The sequence below is a fragment of the Halomonas alkaliantarctica genome (assembly GCF_029854215.1).
Taxonomy (GTDB): Bacteria; Pseudomonadota; Gammaproteobacteria; order Pseudomonadales; family Halomonadaceae; genus Vreelandella; species Vreelandella alkaliantarctica_A.
Window position 1 is genome coordinate 2,794,754 of record NZ_CP122961.1, and the last position, 16,136, is coordinate 2,810,889.

The following is a 16,136-nucleotide window of genomic DNA, read 5'->3' on the forward strand; positions in this document are numbered from 1 at the left end:
CTGCAACCCAGCCGGGCGGCAGCCGCCGCTCGGCAATGGTATGCTTGAGACCACTGACTCCCTATTTTAAGGCTTGATCCATGCGTGATGCTTTACCGCCGCTATCTTGCCTGCGCGCCTTTGAGGTTGCCGCACGATACTGTAGCTTCACGCAAGCCGGGAGCGAGCTAAACCTCTCGCAAAGCGCGGTTAGTCGGCAAATCAAGCGCCTTGAGCATGACCTCGGACGTCTTCTTTTTGAGCGTCATCATGAAGGACTGCGACTGACCCCAACCGGAGAGCACTACTTTCGAGTCGTGCAACGCCTTCTTCGCGATTTAGGCGATGAAACTGCCCGTCTCAGGCGGCGTGGAGACAACAGACAATTAACACTCGCCTCAAGCCCGACCATTGCGTCGATCTGGCTGGCGCGCCAATTGCCCGACTTTCAGCGCGCGTACCCTAACATCGAAATTCGCATCTTGACGGTAGAAGACCCACATCGCCTTGACCTGGCGGAGTTCGACCTGGGCATTTATTACCATGTGCCCAATGAAGTTGATCCAGCAGGCCTTGTAGCTGACGCCATTTTTGAACACGAAAGGGTAGCAGCCGTTTGTAGCCCCATTTATCTGGAACGCCACGGCAATGGCATTGAGCCTGCGCATCTGCTGGTGAATCACACACTTATGGTGGTGGAAGATCATTACCACGACTGGCTAAGCTGGGAAATATGGTTCCGTGAACTAGGCCTGAAATGGCAGCCTCCCCTGCATACGCTGCGCGCCAACAGCTTCCAACTACTGATGAATGCTACGTTGGCCGGCCAAGGCGTGACCCTAGGCTGGATGCGACTTTTAGATGCTGAGCTTCGACAAGGCAACCTTGTTCAAGCACTCCCCCTCACCATACCTAGCCGAGGAAAACTATCGCTTTTTACGCCACAGCATCGACACCTGACAGAGCCCATGCGTGCCTTCCGCCATTGGGTGCTGGATACAAACTAAACCCAGGCATGCCAGCGACTAAGTACGTAAACGGCTATTGATACCGCCCCGGACGTTTCGCTACTTCTTCAAGTGCCCACCCCTGTATACGCAACTCACCTTCCAGTACAGCCTCAAGCTGTGGCGTCAGGTCTGGAAAGAAGTCAAGTCCTGTGCGTACCTCAACTTCATCGATGGTCACTAAGTAGTCATCTAACGGCTCATTGCCGCGCACGTCTTGCGGCATGATGAAGGCCAGCGCGAGAGGCCCTTCGCTATGCGGCACCACGATGATTTTATAAAATGCTTCCGGCACTTCGACCAATCCTACCCGGTTGAACACATTATCCATAAAGCGTTCTGGGAAAACGGGGCCAGTAATCACCTGTAAACGATCAAAGCGCGGCGCAAAGTGATCCATGACCGCTTCTTCCAACCGCTGCCAGAGCTGGCGGTTCAGGTTGGGCCGCTGCGGGGTCATATTGCTCATAAGGAAGGTGTCGACCTGGGCGCTACGCCCATGTACGGCGGCGATCGCATAGTTGGGCGCTAAATGGCCCCGGTCGTAGCCGCTACCGGCATAGCTGTCGGTGCCAACTGGCCATAGCGTGCGCCAATCGGCTTGAAAATTAGGTCGCGAACCAATTCTCGAATCGTCTACCGCTTCAACCTGATAGCTTACCCATAGCGGATTAACTCGCACATCGGACCAGCCCACCAAGTAGCCATCGTTGCGCAGCACCCGATGCATCGTGGTAGGGCTAAACTCTTCCCATGTAGGAACGCCCATCCAGGTATAGGCATCTTTATGCTGACGCTCCTGAAACTCCCATAGCCCTGTCCCAACAACGACAAACAGCACGGCAATGCCTAATCGTCGACCCTGCCGACGCCAGCTCGAAAGCGATATCCCCAACACCCATACTCCCTGGCCAACGCTTACCAGCGCCTATCGTTTTATGTCACGTTTATGATGAATATAATTACCGCAACGGCGGCATTAGCTGTTCAGATTACCAGCCTAATGAAAACATCGTTTCTAGGTCATGGCGGGAGTGTACCTGCATGGCATTTAGGGTTTCCGTATCACTGACACCTTCCACAGCGTTTAAGCGCTCAGTCACAAGCTCTGCCAAGCTCTCAAAATCGCGAGTGCGCGCAATCGCCACCAGGTCATAACGCCCACAGGTTGAGTAAACCTCACTAATACCCTCCACATCGGCCAGCCGCTCGGCCACAGCCTTGACCTGGCCTTTGTCGGTATTGATTAAAATGACTGCGTTTTGCATAGCGCGCCCCTTAAGAGAAAGTGGTCATAAACAGAAGTGTTTAAACAGCGCCGAGTATAGCAGCGACGAGTCAGCGAGCGCAGTATCCGGCGACAGCGTGACCAATTGTCGCTATACCGGCAAGGGCATTCGCACAACCCTTGTACATCCGCTAGCATGTAATTGAAGTATAGGATTTAGAAATGTAGCAAAGAGCTCCAGGTTAGATGATTATAAGGAGCCCAAAGAGGTGGATAACCACCCGATAACGTGACCAAACGTCAGACCGTGACGATAAGGAGAAATCATGGCTAATAAGAGCCGTCGTGACTTTATGCGCAACAGCATGTTGGGCCTTGCCGCCCTTCCACTGGGAGCTGGCATTCTTTCTAAAACTGCTTTCGCCCAAGAGCTGCCGCGTCTTGATCCTTCCGCAAGTAACGCCCAAGCACTTAACTATGTAGAAGACGCCAGTGAAGCTAGCGATCACCCGGCCTATGAAGAGGGCGAGCGTTGCGATAACTGTATGTTCTACAAAGCCGATAACCAAGGTTGTCAGCTATTTCCGGAGAACAGCGTATCCCCCACGGGCTGGTGCCAATCCTGGACTGCCCAAGCTTAAGCGTTCAAAAACTGCTAGCCGCATGAACACCTCTACCCCGCCTGATGTGCGGGGTAGTTTTGTTTGAAAGATGGTAGTTTTGTTTGAAACATACCGGTGGCTAAGAAGCCGGGCTCTCGTCCTCTACCGGCCAGTGAAAACGCCGCGTTACCCGCCCCTCTTCTAAAGAGACCAGATGAACGGGAAACCCCCAAAGCTGCTGCAAATGGCGAATCACCGGGTAAACGCTACGCCCTAATGGACGGCGGCTATCCTGCACGTGATGAAGCGTTAACGAACGATCCCCGCGAATAGACGCTTCGACCACTTGGATATTGGGTTCCCGGACTGATAGCGCGTACTGGGTGGCAAGCGCTTCTCGAACCTGACGGTAGCCCTGTTCGTTATGAATGGCGGCGACTTCTAGGTTTTCCATCTGATCGTCATCCACCACCAAAAACAGCTTATGATCACGCATCACCTTGGGCGATAAAAACTGCTGAATAAACGACTCATCCTTAAAGTTGCGCATCGCAAACTCCAGCGTTTCCCGCCATGGGGTGCCCGCTATATCAGGAAACCACTCACGATCCTCATCCGTGGGAGATTCACAGACCCGCTTAATATCCATAAAGATGGCAAAGCCAAGCGCATAGGGATTAATCCCACTGAAGTGAGGATTATCAAACGCTGGCTGGTTAATGACCGCCGCGTGAGACTGCAAAAACTCCAGCATTAATCCCTCGTCGACATTACCATCATCATAGAGCCGATTCATTAGGGTGTAGTGCCAGAAACAGGCCCAGCCCTCATTCATCACCTGGGTTTGCCGTTGGGGATAAAAATACTGCGCCAGCTTGCGCACAATCCGCACGATTTCACGCTGCCAAGGTGCCAGCAGCGGGGCATTTTTTTCAATGAAGTAGAGCAGATTCTCCTGGGGCTCTGGGGGGTAGTGGCCGCCACTGTGCAAACCTAGTGGGTCATCATCGGCATGTAGGCTACCCGCCGCCAGCGGTGAATCGCTAATAGGTGCCTCAGGAATGGTACGCCAGAGCATATTCACCTGGGTTTGCAGGTAGCTCTCACGCTCCTCCTGGCGCTTCGCTTCTTCCTCAGCAGAAATCGGCGAGGGGCGCTTGTAACGGTCGACCCCGTAGTTTTGCAGCGCATGGCAAGCATCCAGTAACTGCTCAACGGCCTGCACGCCGTGACGCTCTTCACACTGGGCGATATATTTGCGCGCAAACACCAGGTAATCGACGATTGAAGAGGCGTCGGTCCAGGTGCGAAACAGGTAGTTACCCTTAAAAAAGGAGTTGTGACCGTAGCAGGCATGGGCCATCACCAACACCTGCATCATCAGCGTATTTTCCTCCATTAAATAAGCGATGCAGGGGTCGGAGTTGATCACCAGTTCATAGGCCAATCCCATCTGGCCGCGCTTATACGCCTGCTCCACGGCCAGAAACTGCTTGCCAAATGACCAGTGGTGATAGCCCACCGGCATGCCCACACTGGCGTAGGCATCCATCATCTGCTCCGTAGTGATGACTTCTATCTGATTGGGATAGGTATCCAGCCGATACTCATCGGCGAGCCTGGCCAGCTCCGCATCAAAACGCTCCAGCACACTGAAGTTCCAATCGGAGCCGGTAGCAATCGGCTTACGCTTGCGGGTCGCACTCATAGCCCACTCCTCTTAACGCGGTCACTAACCTGTATACAAGGTCACTAGGACTGGTTTAAGCGACGCTTAAACAGTTCACGAAAGACCGGATAAATATCGCCCGCCTCCACGATTTGGCGCATGGCAAAGCGTTCGGGGAACTCTTTCACCACACTTTCGTACTCGTGCCACAGTGACTGATGGTCATGAGGCGTGATCTCAACGTAGGCGTAGTACTGCAACTGCGGCATTAACTGTTTGATCAATAAGTCGCGGCAAATATTCGAGTCATCGTCCCAGTTATCACCATCGGAAGCCTGGGCCACATACAGATTCCATTGGCCAACGGGATAGCGCTTTTCGATGATTTTATTCACCAGATTCAGCGCACTGGAAACAATCGTACCGCCGGTTTCCCGCGAGTAAAAAAACTCCTCTTCGCTGACTTCCCGAGCGGCTGTATGGTGGCGCACAAAAACCAACTCGACTTTCTCGTAGTGCTTCTCCAAGAACAGGTAGAGCAGCAGGAAAAACCGTTTGGCGATGTCTTTGTGGTTTTGGGTCATCGAACCGGAGACATCCATGACGCAAAACATCACCGCTTGATTGGAGGGTTGGGGCTGTGCGCTTAGCTGGTGGTAGCGCAGGTCGTAGGTGTCAATAAACGGTACACCCTCGATGCGCTTCTCCAAACGCTCAATTTCGGCTTTCAGCTCGGCAATGCGGGTGGGGTTACGCAGTACAGTGTCCTTGCGCTCTTCGGCCTCCAGCGCTTCCAGCGCCTCTTTTAGCGCCCGTTTAATCGGCGCGCGCATAGCGATGCGCCGAGCATAGGCTTCGCGCATCGATCGGGTAATGCTAATCCGCGACGGCACGCCGTCCCGGGAGAGCCCCGCCCGCACCATTTTGACCTCTTCAAGCGATTTCAACGGTTTGCGCTGCAAATGAGGTAGCTCTAAGCCGTCAAACACAAACTCCAAAAACTCCTCGCGGCTCAGCGTAAAAGCGAACTCATCGACGCCTTCACCTTGATTAGAGGCGCCGCCCTCGCCTGCACCACCGCCGCCCCCTTGCCCACTGGGGCGGCGGATTTTATCACCCGCGACAAACTCTTTATTGCCGGGTGAAACGATATTCCGCGCCCCACCCGGGCCATGCTGGAAGACCGGCTCGGAGATATCCTTCGCCGGAATCGAGACTTTCTCACCGCGCTCCATATCGGTAATCGAGCGGCGGTTAACGGCCTCTTCAACCGAACGCTTGATATGCTTACGGTAGCGCTCCAAAAAGCGCTGGCGGTTTACCGCGCTTTTATGTTTCGCGTTCGGCCTTCGATCAATAAAGTAGGTCATACGACCTCCTTAGACACCCATCCTAAGCACGCCACCCGTTACTGGGACTTGCGCACGCGCAGATACCACTCGGATAGCAACCGCACCTGTTTTTCGGTGTAGCCGCGGTCGACCATCCGCGCCACAAAGTCTTCGTGCTTTTTCTGATCCGATCGGGAAGCCTTGGCATTGAACGAAATCACTGGCAACAGCTCTTCGGTATTGGCGAACATTTTGTGTTCAATAACGCCCTTGAGCTTTTCATAGGACTGCCAGCTCGGGTTCATACCGTTGTTTTGCGCCCGCGCCCGCAGCACAAAATTGACCACCTCGTGGCGGAAGTCTTTGGGGTTTGAAATGCCCGCCGGTTTTTCGATTTTCTCCAGCTCTTCGTTGAGCGACTGGCGGTTGAGCAGCTCGCCGGTTTCGTGATCGCGGTACTCCTGATCCTGAATCCAGAAATCCGCGTAGGTCACGTAGCGGTCAAAGATGTTTTGGCCGTACTCACTGTAGGATTCGAGGTAAGCGGTCTGAATCTCCTTACCAATAAAGTCCACGTAGCGAGGCGCCATATACTCTTTGATAAAGCCCAAGTAGCGCTCAAACACTTCCGATGGCAACTGCTCGCGCTCCAACGCCTGTTCCAGTACATAAAGTAAATGAACCGGGTTAGCAGCCACCTCGGTGCTGTCGAAGTTAAATACCTTGGAAAGAATCTTGAACGCAAAGCGTGTGGAGAGCCCCTGCATGCCCTCATCCACGCCTGCGGCGTCGCGGTACTCCTGAATCGACTTAGCGCGAGGGTCGGTGTCTTTCAGATTCTCACCGTCGTAGACGCGCATTTTAGAGTAGATGTTGGAGTTTTCCGGCGCTTTTAGCCGTGACAGTACCGAGAACTGGGCCAGCATGCGCAGCGTGTCCGGTGCGCAGGGCGCGGCGTTAAGCGATGAGTCCTCAAGCAGCTTTTGATAGATTTTGATCTCTTCAGTAACCCGCAGGCAATAAGGCACTTTGACGATATAGACCCGATCAAGAAACGCTTCGTTATTGCGGTTATTGCGAAATGCCTGCCACTCCGACTCGTTGGAGTGGGCCAGAATCACGCCATCAAAGGGAATCGCCCCCATGCCTTCGGTGGGGTTATAGTTGCCCTCTTGGGTCGCGGTAAGCAGTGGATGCAGCACCTTGATCGGCGCTTTAAACATCTCTACAAACTCCATCAGCCCCTGGTTGGCACGGCATAAACCGCCGGAGAAGCTGTAGGCATCCGGGTCATCCTGGGAGTAGAGCTCCAATTGGCGGATATCGACTTTACCCACCAGCGACGAGATATCCTGGTTGTTCTCATCACCCGGCTCGGTTTTGGAAATAGCGATCTGGTTAAGCCGTGATGGGTACAAACGCACTACCCGGAACTGGGAGATATCGCCGCCGTACTCTTTCAGCCGCTTCGCCGCCCAGGGCGACATGACGCTGCGCAAATAGCGTTGTGGAATGCCGTACTCTTTTTCGAGCAGTTCGCCGTCCTCTTCGGGCGAGAACAAGCCAAGCGGCGACTCATAGACCGGCGAGCCTTTAATGGCATAGAACGGAATCCGCTCCATTAGCAGCTTAAGTCGCTCTGCCAGCGACGATTTACCGCCGCCCACAGGGCCAAGCAGATAGAGAATCTGTTTGCGCTCTTCAAGCCCTTGGGCCGCATGGCGGAAGTAGGAGACGATTTGCTCAATGGCCTCCTCCATGCCGTGAAACTCGGCAAAGGCTGGATAGCGACGAATCACTTTATTGGAAAAAATACGTGATAGACGCGGGTCTTTCGCCGTGTCGATCACTTCAGGCTCGCCTATGGCTTCCAGCATACGCTCGGCGGCGCTGGCATAAACCTTCGGATCACGGCGACAAAGCGCCAAGTACTCCTCAAGGCTCATGTCCTCTTGCTGAACGCGGGAAAAACGGTCTTGAACGTGATCAAAGATGCTCATGGAACTCTCCTGTGGCCCATCCCCAGGCAGTCACCGTCAAGCCAAATGTTTCGCAACGGCGTGCCAAACGAGGTGTCGCTTTTTTTAGCGTAGTCAGCATTAGCAAAAAGTGATGACTAAAACCTTCAACGCAGCAGCGATATAGGTAAGAAAATTATTCATACGAATAGTTGCGTTAATCTGGGTATCTCAAATAAACGCAAAGGGCCAAAACAGCAACGCCGCTGCGCTAGGCAGCGGCGTCACTAGTTCGGAGGTGCCTAGTGCAGCGGCAAAAAAGGGGGAGAACTAGCGCCTTTAACGCTCAAGTACCGCGCGCATATCGGCCAATAAGGCATCTAACAGTTCAACGGTGGTGTTCCAGGCACATACGAAACGAGCGCCACCGGCGCCAATAAAGGTATAGAAGGTCCAGCCTCTGGCTTTCAACGCTTCAATAGCCTGGGGTGGTAATTCAACGAACACACTATTGGCCTGGGTAGGGAACATAAGCGATACGCCGGGTAGCGTCTGCAGCCCTTCCGATAGATAGCGCGCCATCTCGTTGGCGTGCTGTGCGTTGGTTAACCAGGCGCCGCTTTCTAATAATCCTAACCACGGGGCAGATACAAAGCGCATTTTAGAAGCGAGCTGTCCCGCCTGCTTGCAGCGGTAGGAAAAATCTTCGGCTAATTCACGGTTAAAGAACAGGATCGCTTCACCAAACGCTAAGCCGTTTTTGGTACCCGAAAAACACAGTGCGTCCACGCCGACCTGCCAGGTAAGTTCGGCTGGGGTGGCGTTTAGGCTGGCACAGGCATTGGCAAAGCGGGCGCCGTCCATATGCAGGCGCAGGTCATGTTTATCGGCAATGGCACGAATCGCCATGAGCTCTTCACGAGAGTAGAGCGTGCCCACTTCGGTGGCTTGTGTGAGCGACACCACTTTCGGTTTTGGATAGTGAATATCGCTGCGCTTGGTGACCAGCGCCTCGATGCCTTCTGGTGTCAGCTTGCCGTCGGCACCCGGTGAGGTCAGCAGCTTTGCACCGTTGGAGAAGAACTCGGGACCGCCGCACTCGTCGGTTTCGATATGCGCCAGCTCGTGACAAATAACGCTGTGGTAGCTGCGTCCCATTGCAGAGAGCGCCAGTGAGTTGGCGGCAGTGCCGTTGAAAACGAAGAAGACATCGCAGTCGTAGTCAAACATCTCGCGAAAGCGATCCGCGGCGCGGGCTGTCCAGAGATCGTTACCGTAAGCCAAATCATCGCAACGATTGGCTTCTAGCAGATATTCCATCGCCTCCGGGCAGATACCGGAGGTGTTATCACTGGCTAAAAAACGCGGGCTACACTCCGAGGTCATGACGACAGTCCTTTTATCTGGCGATCGATCAGCGCGAGCTGGGTGCCACTCGCGCCTTTAATGTCTAGCTATTCTTAATAGCTAGATTAGCCATTTAGTCTATCCCCATTTATGGGCTAACGTCACCCGTGCTTTTAAGCGCTTACTTATCAACCTGTCCTAGCGCTCTTTTTTACAAACTCGCCGCCAATCGCGTGCCCTGCTCAATGGCGCGCTTGGCATCCAGCTCGCTGGCTTCATCCGCGCCACCGATTATATGTACCGCCGCTCGCGAACGCTCCAGAGGCGCTAACAGATCACGCACTGACTCCTGCCCGGCGCACACCACCACGCTGTCTACGGCGAGTATCTGGTCAACGCCATCGCGGCGAATATGCAGTCCATGGTCGTCGATTTTGAGATATTCGCAGCCGGTGAGGGTTTTCACCCCCCGCTGCTTAAGCGATGCGCGGTGAACCCAGCCGGTGGTTTTCCCCAGGTACTTGCCGGGCTTGGAGGTTTTACGCTGGAGCATGACAATTTCGCGGGGAACCACGGGCGCCGTCGGCGCTTTTAAACCGCCCCGCTCGCCGACCGCCAAATCAACGCCCCACTCGTCGCACCATTCGGCAATGTCCAACGCAGGATGACCTTGATGCGCCAGCAGTTCGGAAACGTCAAAACCAATACCTCCCGCGCCAATCACCGCCACTTTACGTCCAACGCGCTCGGGGGATTCAATCGCCTCGGCATAGCTCAGCACCTTTCCGTGGTCGTGACCTGGAAGATTGAGTTCCCGTGGCTGAACGCCGGTGGCCATGACCACCTCATCGAAGTCGGCGAGGGTTTCTGCGCTTGCCGCAGTGTTTAGACGTACGTCTACCGCATGTTTCTCCAGCATCACCCGGTAGTAGCGCAGGGTTTCGTTAAACTCCTCTTTGCCAGGAATCTTACGCGCGTAGTTAAACTGCCCGCCCAGCTCACTGCGCTGCTCAAACAGCACCACGTTATGCCCACGACTAGCCGCCGTGACAGCTGTGGCCAGCCCCGCTGGCCCGCCGCCCACCACAGCGACGCGTTTAGGGGTTTGCGCAGGCTCAATCACCAGCTCGGTTTCATGACAGGCACGAGGGTTGACCAAACAGGAAGTCAGCTTTCCGGCAAAAGTGTGATCCAGGCAGGCCTGATTACAGGCAATGCAGGTATTGATCTCTTCCGCCAGGCCCTCTTCGGCTTTGCGAATCCAGGCGGGATCCGCCAGGAAAGGCCGCGCCATGGAGACCATATCCGCATGGCCCGCCGCCAGTACGCGCTCGGCTACCTCAGGCATATTGATACGGTTGGTGGTAATCAGCGGGATCGACAGCGCTGATTTGATCCGCCGGGTCACCTCGGTAAAAGCGGCCCGGGGGACGCTGGTCACAATGGTGGGCACCCGCGCTTCGTGCCAACCGATACCGGTGTTGATCACGTTCGCCCCGGCAGCTTCGATCGCTTGGCCCAGGGTGACGACCTCCTCCCAGGTACTGCCCTCTTCGACCAAATCAATCATCGAGAGACGGAAGATAAGCACAAAACGTTCACCCACCGCTGCGCGAACACGGCGCACAATCTCGACCGCAAAGCGCATACGGTTTTCAAACGCCCCGCCCCACTCATCATCACGCTGGTTGGTACGCTGGCAGATAAACTGATTGATCAGGTAGCCTTCTGAACCCATGATCTCAACGCCATCGTAGCCCGCCTGTTGGGCTAAACTTGCGCAGCGAACGTAGTCAGCAATTTGTTGCTCAACCTCATCGCTAGCGAGTGCTCGAGGCATAAAGGGATTGATCGGCGCCTGAATAGCCGAAGGCGCTACCAACTCCGGCGAATAGGCGTAGCGCCCGGCGTGAAGAATTTGCATGCACAGATGACCGCCTTCAGCATGTACCGCGTCTACCACCTGGCGGTGTTCTGGCAGCTGTGCCTCATCAACGAGCGCGTGAGCGCCCTGGAATACGGCGCCTTCCGCATTGGGGGCAATCCCCCCGGTGACGATCAGGCTAACCCCTTCCCGCGCCCGCTCGGCATAGAAGGCGGCTAGACGTTCAAAGCCGTTGGGCGCCTCTTCCAAGTTGGTATGCATCGAGCCCATCAATACGCGGTTGGGCAGCGTTAAATGGCCAATGGTCAACGGGCGGAAAAGATGCGGATAGGCGGGCGCGCGAGTCATCACGGTACTCCTTGGTATTATTAGTAACACTGTCAAAAAACATTCAAACAAGCGTATGACATACTTGCCGCAACGTACAGACCTTTACCTATCTGAATATTGCTAGGCTTGCCGGTCTGCTCTCTTGCCCAGCGTGCGAATCCGCGTCACATTAACCGGCTAACGATAAGGAACCGTTGTCATGCCATTGATGTATTTTTTGCCGCCGCTCACCACCGTGCTTATCTGGTCGGGCAATATGACCATTAATCAGCTTAGCGTAGGCGCCATCGCACCAAGCAGCATCGCTTTTCTACGCTGGCTGCTCGCCCTCGCCGTGATGACCCCGTTTGTACTGCCTGCAGCATTACGCCACCGTGACGAAATCCGCCGCCAGTGGCCTAAGCTGGCGCTGCTAGGGCTACTGGGCATGGGCCTATGGCAAGGGCTAGCCTATGTGGCGGCGGAGACAACGACCGCTACCAATATGGGCATTCTCGCCGCCATGGTGCCGTTGCTAACGGTACTGCTTAGCGCGCTGATTCTACGCGAGCCACCGACCGTGGGTGGCATTGTGGGTGGCGTACTGGCCTTCGTGGGGGTGACCGTTCTATTAGGGCGCGGCAATCCGCTCTCGCTGCTTCAGCTAGAGGTTGCCCTCGGTGATGCGCTAATGGTGGTAGCCGCCACTTGCTACGCGCTATATGGAGTGATGCTCAAGCGCTGGTCGATGAATTTACCGCCCTGGGTGATGCTTTACGCCCAAGTCTGTTTTGCGGTGCTGTTGTTGTTACCGCCTTATTTGATGGGGCCAATGACGCCTATCGATGGCCAGAATATCGGCCTGATTGTCTACGCAGGCATTCCTGCTTCGATCATCACCACCTTTTTATGGATGCGCGCAGTGCGCCAGATCGGTGCCAATCAATCGAGCATTTTCATCAACTTAATGCCGCTATTTAGCGCACTGATTGCAATGGCCTTCTTGGGTGAACAAGTGGCAGGGTTCCACTTTACCGGCGGGCTGCTGATTCTGGCTGGGGTCATTATGGCGCAAACGCTGACACGCCCGTTAACACGCGGTTTAACCTCGGATAAGCCGAGCAGCGCCCGATAATGCTAGAATGGCTGTCGATTTCTAACGCTGGGAAGCCCTGATATGTCCCTGGAAGAACTGCATCTTAATCTGCGCAACCTAATGAGCGATGACTACGATCAGCTCAAGGCATTGATGGACGCCGTCTATCACGATATCGGCGGAGCATGGCCGAAGCGCACCATCGACAAACTAATCCAGGAATTTCCCGACGGCCAAATCGCTATTGAAGACGATGGCCTTCTGGTGGGCGTAGCGCTCACCGTCCAGGTGGATTACGACGAATTCTCCAACCCGCATAAGTACGATGACCTGATCGGCCATCGCGAGATCATCCTCAACGACGAGGATGGTGACGCTATGTACGGGCTGGATGTACTGATTCACCCGGATTACCGCGGTTATCGCCTGGGCCGCCGCCTTTACGAAGCGCGTAAAGAGCTGTGCCGCTCAATGAACCTGCGGGCGATTCTAGCCGGTGGACGCATTCCTGAGTACCACCAGCACGCCGATGAGCTCACCCCGGCTCAATACATTGATAAAGTTTCGCGTAAAGAGATCTACGATCCGATTCTCTCTTTCCAGCAGGCCAATGACTTCCAGGTAAAGCGCCTACTGCGCAAATATCTGCCGGAAGATGAGCAGTCACGAGGTTACGCCACCCTGCTGGAGTGGAACAACATTCTGTTTGAGCCCGCTGCCAGCGTGCTCGACAACAAACCGACCCAAGTACGGGTGGGGGCGGTGCAGTGGCAGATGCGTGAGTTTTCGTCGGTTGAAGCTGCGCTTCAGCAGATCGAGTACTTCGTAGATGCGCTCTCCGACTACCAGAGCGACTTTGCCGTTTTCCCAGAGCTGTTCAACGCACCGTTGATGGGCCTTCAGGATCGCGCTGCTCAGCAGGATCAAATGGGCGCGATTCGCTTTTTGGCCGGTTTTACCGAGCGCTTTAAGTCTGAACTCTCGCGGATGGCGGTCTCCTACAATATCAATATTGTAGGCGGCTCGATGATTGAAGTGGGCGACGATGACCGACTCTACAACATCGCCTACCTGTTCCACCGCGACGGCACCGTTGAGCGCCAGGCCAAGCTGCACATTACGCCTCAAGAGCGCCGCGACTGGGTAATTGAAGGTGGAGACGAGCTACAGGTGTTCGATACAGACGCTGGCCGCGTAGGCATCTTGATCTGCTACGACGTGGAGTTTCCGGAACTTGGCCGACTGCTGGCCGACCAGGATATGGACATTCTGTTTGTGCCATTCTGGACTGACACTAAAAACGGTTACCTGCGCGTGCGCCATTGCAGCCAGGCAAGGGCAATCGAAAATGAGTGCTACGTGGTGCTCTGCGGCAGCGTCGGCAACCTGCCTTCGATTGAAAACCTGGATATCCAGTACGCTCAATCGGCTGTGTTCTCCCCTTCCGATTTCGCCTTCCCCCACGACGCGGTGCTGGCGGAAACCACGCCCAATACCGAGATGATCTTCTTCTCGGACTTGGATCTCACCCGTCTAACGGTAGTACGTGCCGAAGGTTCGGTGACCAACCTTAAAGACCGCCGCAAGGATCTGTTTGATCTACGCTGGCGCGACTGGTCGTGGAAATCGGGTGCCAATCTGGAAGATTGAAGTGTTAGATGTAAGGTAAATTAAAAACGCCGCCCAATTGGGCGGCGTTTTTGTTTCTATAAGCGTTTTATATAGCTTAATCAGGCCAAACGAGGTGCGCAGGCACGCGGCCTTTGCCATCAAACAGAATACCCTCATCACGCAACTTACGATGTTGGCGCTCGGCGCCGCCGTGATCGGCAAGCTTCAACGACGATGCAATCACGCGATGCCATGGCAACTGGTGGCCATCTGGCAGGTGACGCATCGCCGAACCTACCATGCGTGGGGTGGCGCCTTCGGTCATGGCGGCAATGCGGCCATAGGTCGTCACCCGACCCGGCGGAATCTGATCGACAATGGTGTAGATCTGTTCGAGTAATTCCGGCCGAGCCATGTGATTATCCTTTTATTCCTTGAGAACACTTATGGGCGTGATTATAGCCCCTCAACCAGTTGATCAATCGCCTGGAAAGCTTCTTTGATGGCGGCTTCGCGCTGCTGCTCGCCCATATTCAAGCCTTCAGCATAGACCACATGGGTATCTTTAATTCCCATCAGACCCAGCATGGCTTTGAGGTGCGGCGTTTGGCTATCCATTTCGGTGCCTGCGTACTGACCACCGCGCGCTGCCAGAATAATCGCTCGCTTGCCTTCCACCAACCCTTGCGGGCCGTTTTCGGTATAGCGGAACGTTTCACCGGCACGCAGAATACGGTCAAACCACGCCTTCAGCTGTGAAGGAATACCCAGGTTGTACATCGGCACCGCAATCACCAGCACATCATTGGCGCGCAGCTCAGCCAGCAGTTCGTCCGAGCGCGCGGCTAACGCCTGCTGCTCGGCGGTACGCTCTGCGGCCGCCACTTGCCAGGTACCCAGTTCGCTAATATCCAGGTGGGGAAGCGAGTTTTTCACCACATCACGCTGGGTAACGTCGATATCGTTGCGGGCGCTCGCCTGCTCGACAAAGCGATTAGCCAGCGCATTGGATTGGCCGTTTTCAGCCAGAATAGAAGAGGTAATAACCAGAGCACGAGTCGTCATTGAAAGCACCAAAATCGTATAGGGAAGGATTGGAGGCTATTCTACGGCGCTTTCCGATAAGCAAAAGCGCAATGTTTTCCGATTTGTATTCGATTAAATCGAATCAAATTGGGAATAACATCTGCTCTATTCTGATGGTGAGCAACGCGGCTCACGCCAATACGCTTCAAGCCCTGGACCTTTACCCCATAGAATTATGTAGCCAACTCCACACCAGCGCGGCATCTTCGCTAACGTGGCGTCGGCTAGGGCGCACCAGCCAGAAGCGTTCATCGCTGAGCACACTGAGCTCAAAAGGCGCCACTAAATCGTTACGTTGCTCCATTAAGCGGCGGTGGGTTAGCGCGACCCCCCCACTCTGGCTAGCGAGCGCCAGCGTCATCACCTGGTTATCGCAAGTGAGCGACCAGCACTGCGCTTCCAGGTGAGCAACACCTGCTTCCTGCAGCCACCCCGGCCACCCCACGCCAAAACCGACGGCGTGCAGCAGCGTATGCCCAGCCAGATCGCTCGGCGCAGTTAACGTCTCCGCCACTGCCTGCGAGCAAACAGGCAACAGTTGCTCTTCACCTAGCGGCTGCATTTCAACGCCCGTCCACTCCCCTTTGCCATAGCGAATCTCGATATCTGCGCCTTCGGGGCCAAAGTCATCGGGCCAGATAGCACTCACTACGCGAATCGCCACCTGGGGGTGAGCCCGGTGGAAGGCAATTAAACGCGGCGCCAGCCACGTCTGCTGGATAACCGGCGTGGCACGCAGCGTCACCGGCTGCTCAGAAGTGCTGCCAAAGACCTCCAGGGTGCCCTCACTGATACGCGCAAAGGCATCGTGAATACTCGGCAGCCACGCCTGCCCGGCGGGAGTGAGCGTCAAGCTGCGGGCATGGCGCACAAAGAGCTTCTGCCCCACACGATCTTCCAACAGCCTGACGCGTTGGCTGATAGCCGCTTGGGTAACGCCCAGCTCATTGCCTGCGGCGGTAAAACTCAAGGTGCGCGCCGCAGATTCAAACGCCTGCAGCCATAATAAAGGCGGGAGCTGACTCATG

The 16,136-nt window shown here is 55.1% G+C and carries 14 protein-coding genes; 4 read left to right on the plus strand and 10 right to left on the minus strand.

Translation table 11 applies throughout. The features are described 5' to 3' along the window. The first annotated feature begins 80 nt into the window (after positions 1–80). Complete coding sequence (locus tag QEN58_RS12765) at positions 81–986, plus strand: LysR substrate-binding domain-containing protein (RefSeq protein ID WP_280104013.1); 906 nt, start codon at positions 81–83, stop codon at positions 984–986. Between the two features lie 34 nt (positions 987–1,020). Here QEN58_RS12765 and QEN58_RS12770 read toward each other — a convergent pair whose 3' ends face one another. Continuing rightward, entirely contained in the window at positions 1,021–1,881 is an 861-nt protein-coding gene (locus tag QEN58_RS12770) for a DNA/RNA non-specific endonuclease (RefSeq protein ID WP_280106938.1), read from the minus strand. A 97-nt stretch (positions 1,882–1,978) separates the two neighbouring features. Then, a complete protein-coding gene (locus QEN58_RS12775; RefSeq protein ID WP_280104014.1) occupies positions 1,979–2,254 on the minus strand; it encodes an Lrp/AsnC family transcriptional regulator in 276 nt (91 codons plus the stop codon). 286 nt (positions 2,255–2,540) lie between these two features. Between QEN58_RS12775 and QEN58_RS12780 the strand changes: the two genes are divergently transcribed. After that, complete coding sequence (locus tag QEN58_RS12780; RefSeq protein ID WP_280104015.1) at positions 2,541–2,855, plus strand: high-potential iron-sulfur protein; 315 nt, start codon at positions 2,541–2,543, stop codon at positions 2,853–2,855. 100 nt (positions 2,856–2,955) lie between these two features. Here the strand turns inward: QEN58_RS12780 and QEN58_RS12785 are convergent, their stop codons facing one another. From QEN58_RS12785 to QEN58_RS12805, 5 genes are all read right to left on the minus strand, one after another. Then, positions 2,956–4,524 carry a SpoVR family protein gene (locus QEN58_RS12785; RefSeq protein ID WP_280104016.1) on the minus strand — a complete coding sequence of 523 codons (1,569 nt, stop codon included), beginning with the start codon at positions 4,522–4,524 and terminating at the stop codon, positions 2,956–2,958. Positions 4,525–4,568: 44 nt separating this feature from the next. Further along, on the minus strand, positions 4,569–5,855 hold the full coding sequence (locus tag QEN58_RS12790; protein ID WP_280104017.1) for a YeaH/YhbH family protein: 1,287 nt from the start codon (positions 5,853–5,855) through the stop codon (positions 4,569–4,571). Positions 5,856–5,893: 38 nt separating this feature from the next. Next, the gene (locus tag QEN58_RS12795; protein WP_280104018.1) at positions 5,894–7,816 is read right to left on the minus strand and encodes a PrkA family serine protein kinase; all 1,923 of its coding nucleotides are present in this window, start codon (positions 7,814–7,816) and stop codon (positions 5,894–5,896) included. A gap of 297 nt (positions 7,817–8,113) precedes the next feature. After that, complete coding sequence (locus QEN58_RS12800; RefSeq protein ID WP_280104019.1) at positions 8,114–9,160, minus strand: threonine aldolase family protein; 1,047 nt, start codon at positions 9,158–9,160, stop codon at positions 8,114–8,116. Between the two features lie 172 nt (positions 9,161–9,332). After that, entirely contained in the window at positions 9,333–11,354 is a 2,022-nt protein-coding gene (locus tag QEN58_RS12805; RefSeq protein WP_280104020.1) for an NADPH-dependent 2,4-dienoyl-CoA reductase, read from the minus strand. A gap of 181 nt (positions 11,355–11,535) precedes the next feature. Here QEN58_RS12805 and QEN58_RS12810 point away from each other — a divergent pair, with 181 nt between their 5' ends. Together QEN58_RS12810 and QEN58_RS12815 are read left to right on the plus strand one after the other, a co-directional pair. Further along, the gene (locus QEN58_RS12810) at positions 11,536–12,450 is read left to right on the plus strand and encodes a DMT family transporter (RefSeq protein ID WP_280104021.1); all 915 of its coding nucleotides are present in this window, start codon (positions 11,536–11,538) and stop codon (positions 12,448–12,450) included. Positions 12,451–12,492: 42 nt separating this feature from the next. Beyond that, positions 12,493–14,061, plus strand: a complete 1,569-nt coding sequence (locus QEN58_RS12815; protein ID WP_027960135.1) for a bifunctional GNAT family N-acetyltransferase/carbon-nitrogen hydrolase family protein — start codon at positions 12,493–12,495, stop codon at positions 14,059–14,061. A 76-nt stretch (positions 14,062–14,137) separates the two neighbouring features. Here the strand turns inward: QEN58_RS12815 and QEN58_RS12820 are convergent, their stop codons facing one another. From QEN58_RS12820 to QEN58_RS12830, 3 genes are all read right to left on the minus strand, one after another. Beyond that, positions 14,138–14,437 carry an MGMT family protein gene (locus QEN58_RS12820; protein ID WP_280104022.1) on the minus strand — a complete coding sequence of 100 codons (300 nt, stop codon included), beginning with the start codon at positions 14,435–14,437 and terminating at the stop codon, positions 14,138–14,140. 41 nt (positions 14,438–14,478) lie between these two features. Further along, positions 14,479–15,087, minus strand: a complete 609-nt coding sequence (locus QEN58_RS12825; RefSeq protein ID WP_280104023.1) for an FMN-dependent NADH-azoreductase — start codon at positions 15,085–15,087, stop codon at positions 14,479–14,481. Between the two features lie 181 nt (positions 15,088–15,268). Then, positions 15,269–16,135 (minus strand): LysR substrate-binding domain-containing protein, encoded by an 867-nt coding sequence (locus QEN58_RS12830; RefSeq protein ID WP_280104024.1) that lies wholly within the window; start codon positions 16,133–16,135, stop codon positions 15,269–15,271. Position 16,136: the final 1 nt, after the last annotated feature.

Bases quoted from the DNA above. Each gene is read 5' to 3' on its own strand.
- QEN58_RS12765 (WP_280104013.1), top strand. From the start codon at position 81: ATGCGTGATGCTTTACCGCCGCTATCTTGCCTGCGCGCCTTTGAGGTT.
- QEN58_RS12775 (WP_280104014.1), bottom strand. From the start codon at position 2,254: ATGCAAAACGCAGTCATTTTAATCAATACCGACAAAGGCCAGGTCAAG.
- QEN58_RS12780 (WP_280104015.1), top strand. From the start codon at position 2,541: ATGGCTAATAAGAGCCGTCGTGACTTTATGCGCAACAGCATGTTGGGC.
- QEN58_RS12785 (WP_280104016.1), bottom strand. From the start codon at position 4,524: ATGAGTGCGACCCGCAAGCGTAAGCCGATTGCTACCGGCTCCGATTGG.
- QEN58_RS12790 (WP_280104017.1), bottom strand. From the start codon at position 5,855: ATGACCTACTTTATTGATCGAAGGCCGAACGCGAAACATAAAAGCGCG.
- QEN58_RS12795 (WP_280104018.1), bottom strand. From the start codon at position 7,816: ATGAGCATCTTTGATCACGTTCAAGACCGTTTTTCCCGCGTTCAGCAA.
- QEN58_RS12800 (WP_280104019.1), bottom strand. From the start codon at position 9,160: ATGACCTCGGAGTGTAGCCCGCGTTTTTTAGCCAGTGATAACACCTCC.
- QEN58_RS12805 (WP_280104020.1), bottom strand. From the start codon at position 11,354: ATGACTCGCGCGCCCGCCTATCCGCATCTTTTCCGCCCGTTGACCATT.
- QEN58_RS12810 (WP_280104021.1), top strand. From the start codon at position 11,536: ATGCCATTGATGTATTTTTTGCCGCCGCTCACCACCGTGCTTATCTGG.
- QEN58_RS12815 (WP_027960135.1), top strand. From the start codon at position 12,493: ATGTCCCTGGAAGAACTGCATCTTAATCTGCGCAACCTAATGAGCGAT.
- QEN58_RS12820 (WP_280104022.1), bottom strand. From the start codon at position 14,437: ATGGCTCGGCCGGAATTACTCGAACAGATCTACACCATTGTCGATCAG.
- QEN58_RS12825 (WP_280104023.1), bottom strand. From the start codon at position 15,087: ATGACGACTCGTGCTCTGGTTATTACCTCTTCTATTCTGGCTGAAAAC.
- QEN58_RS12830 (WP_280104024.1), bottom strand. From the start codon at position 16,135: ATGAGTCAGCTCCCGCCTTTATTATGGCTGCAGGCGTTTGAATCTGCG.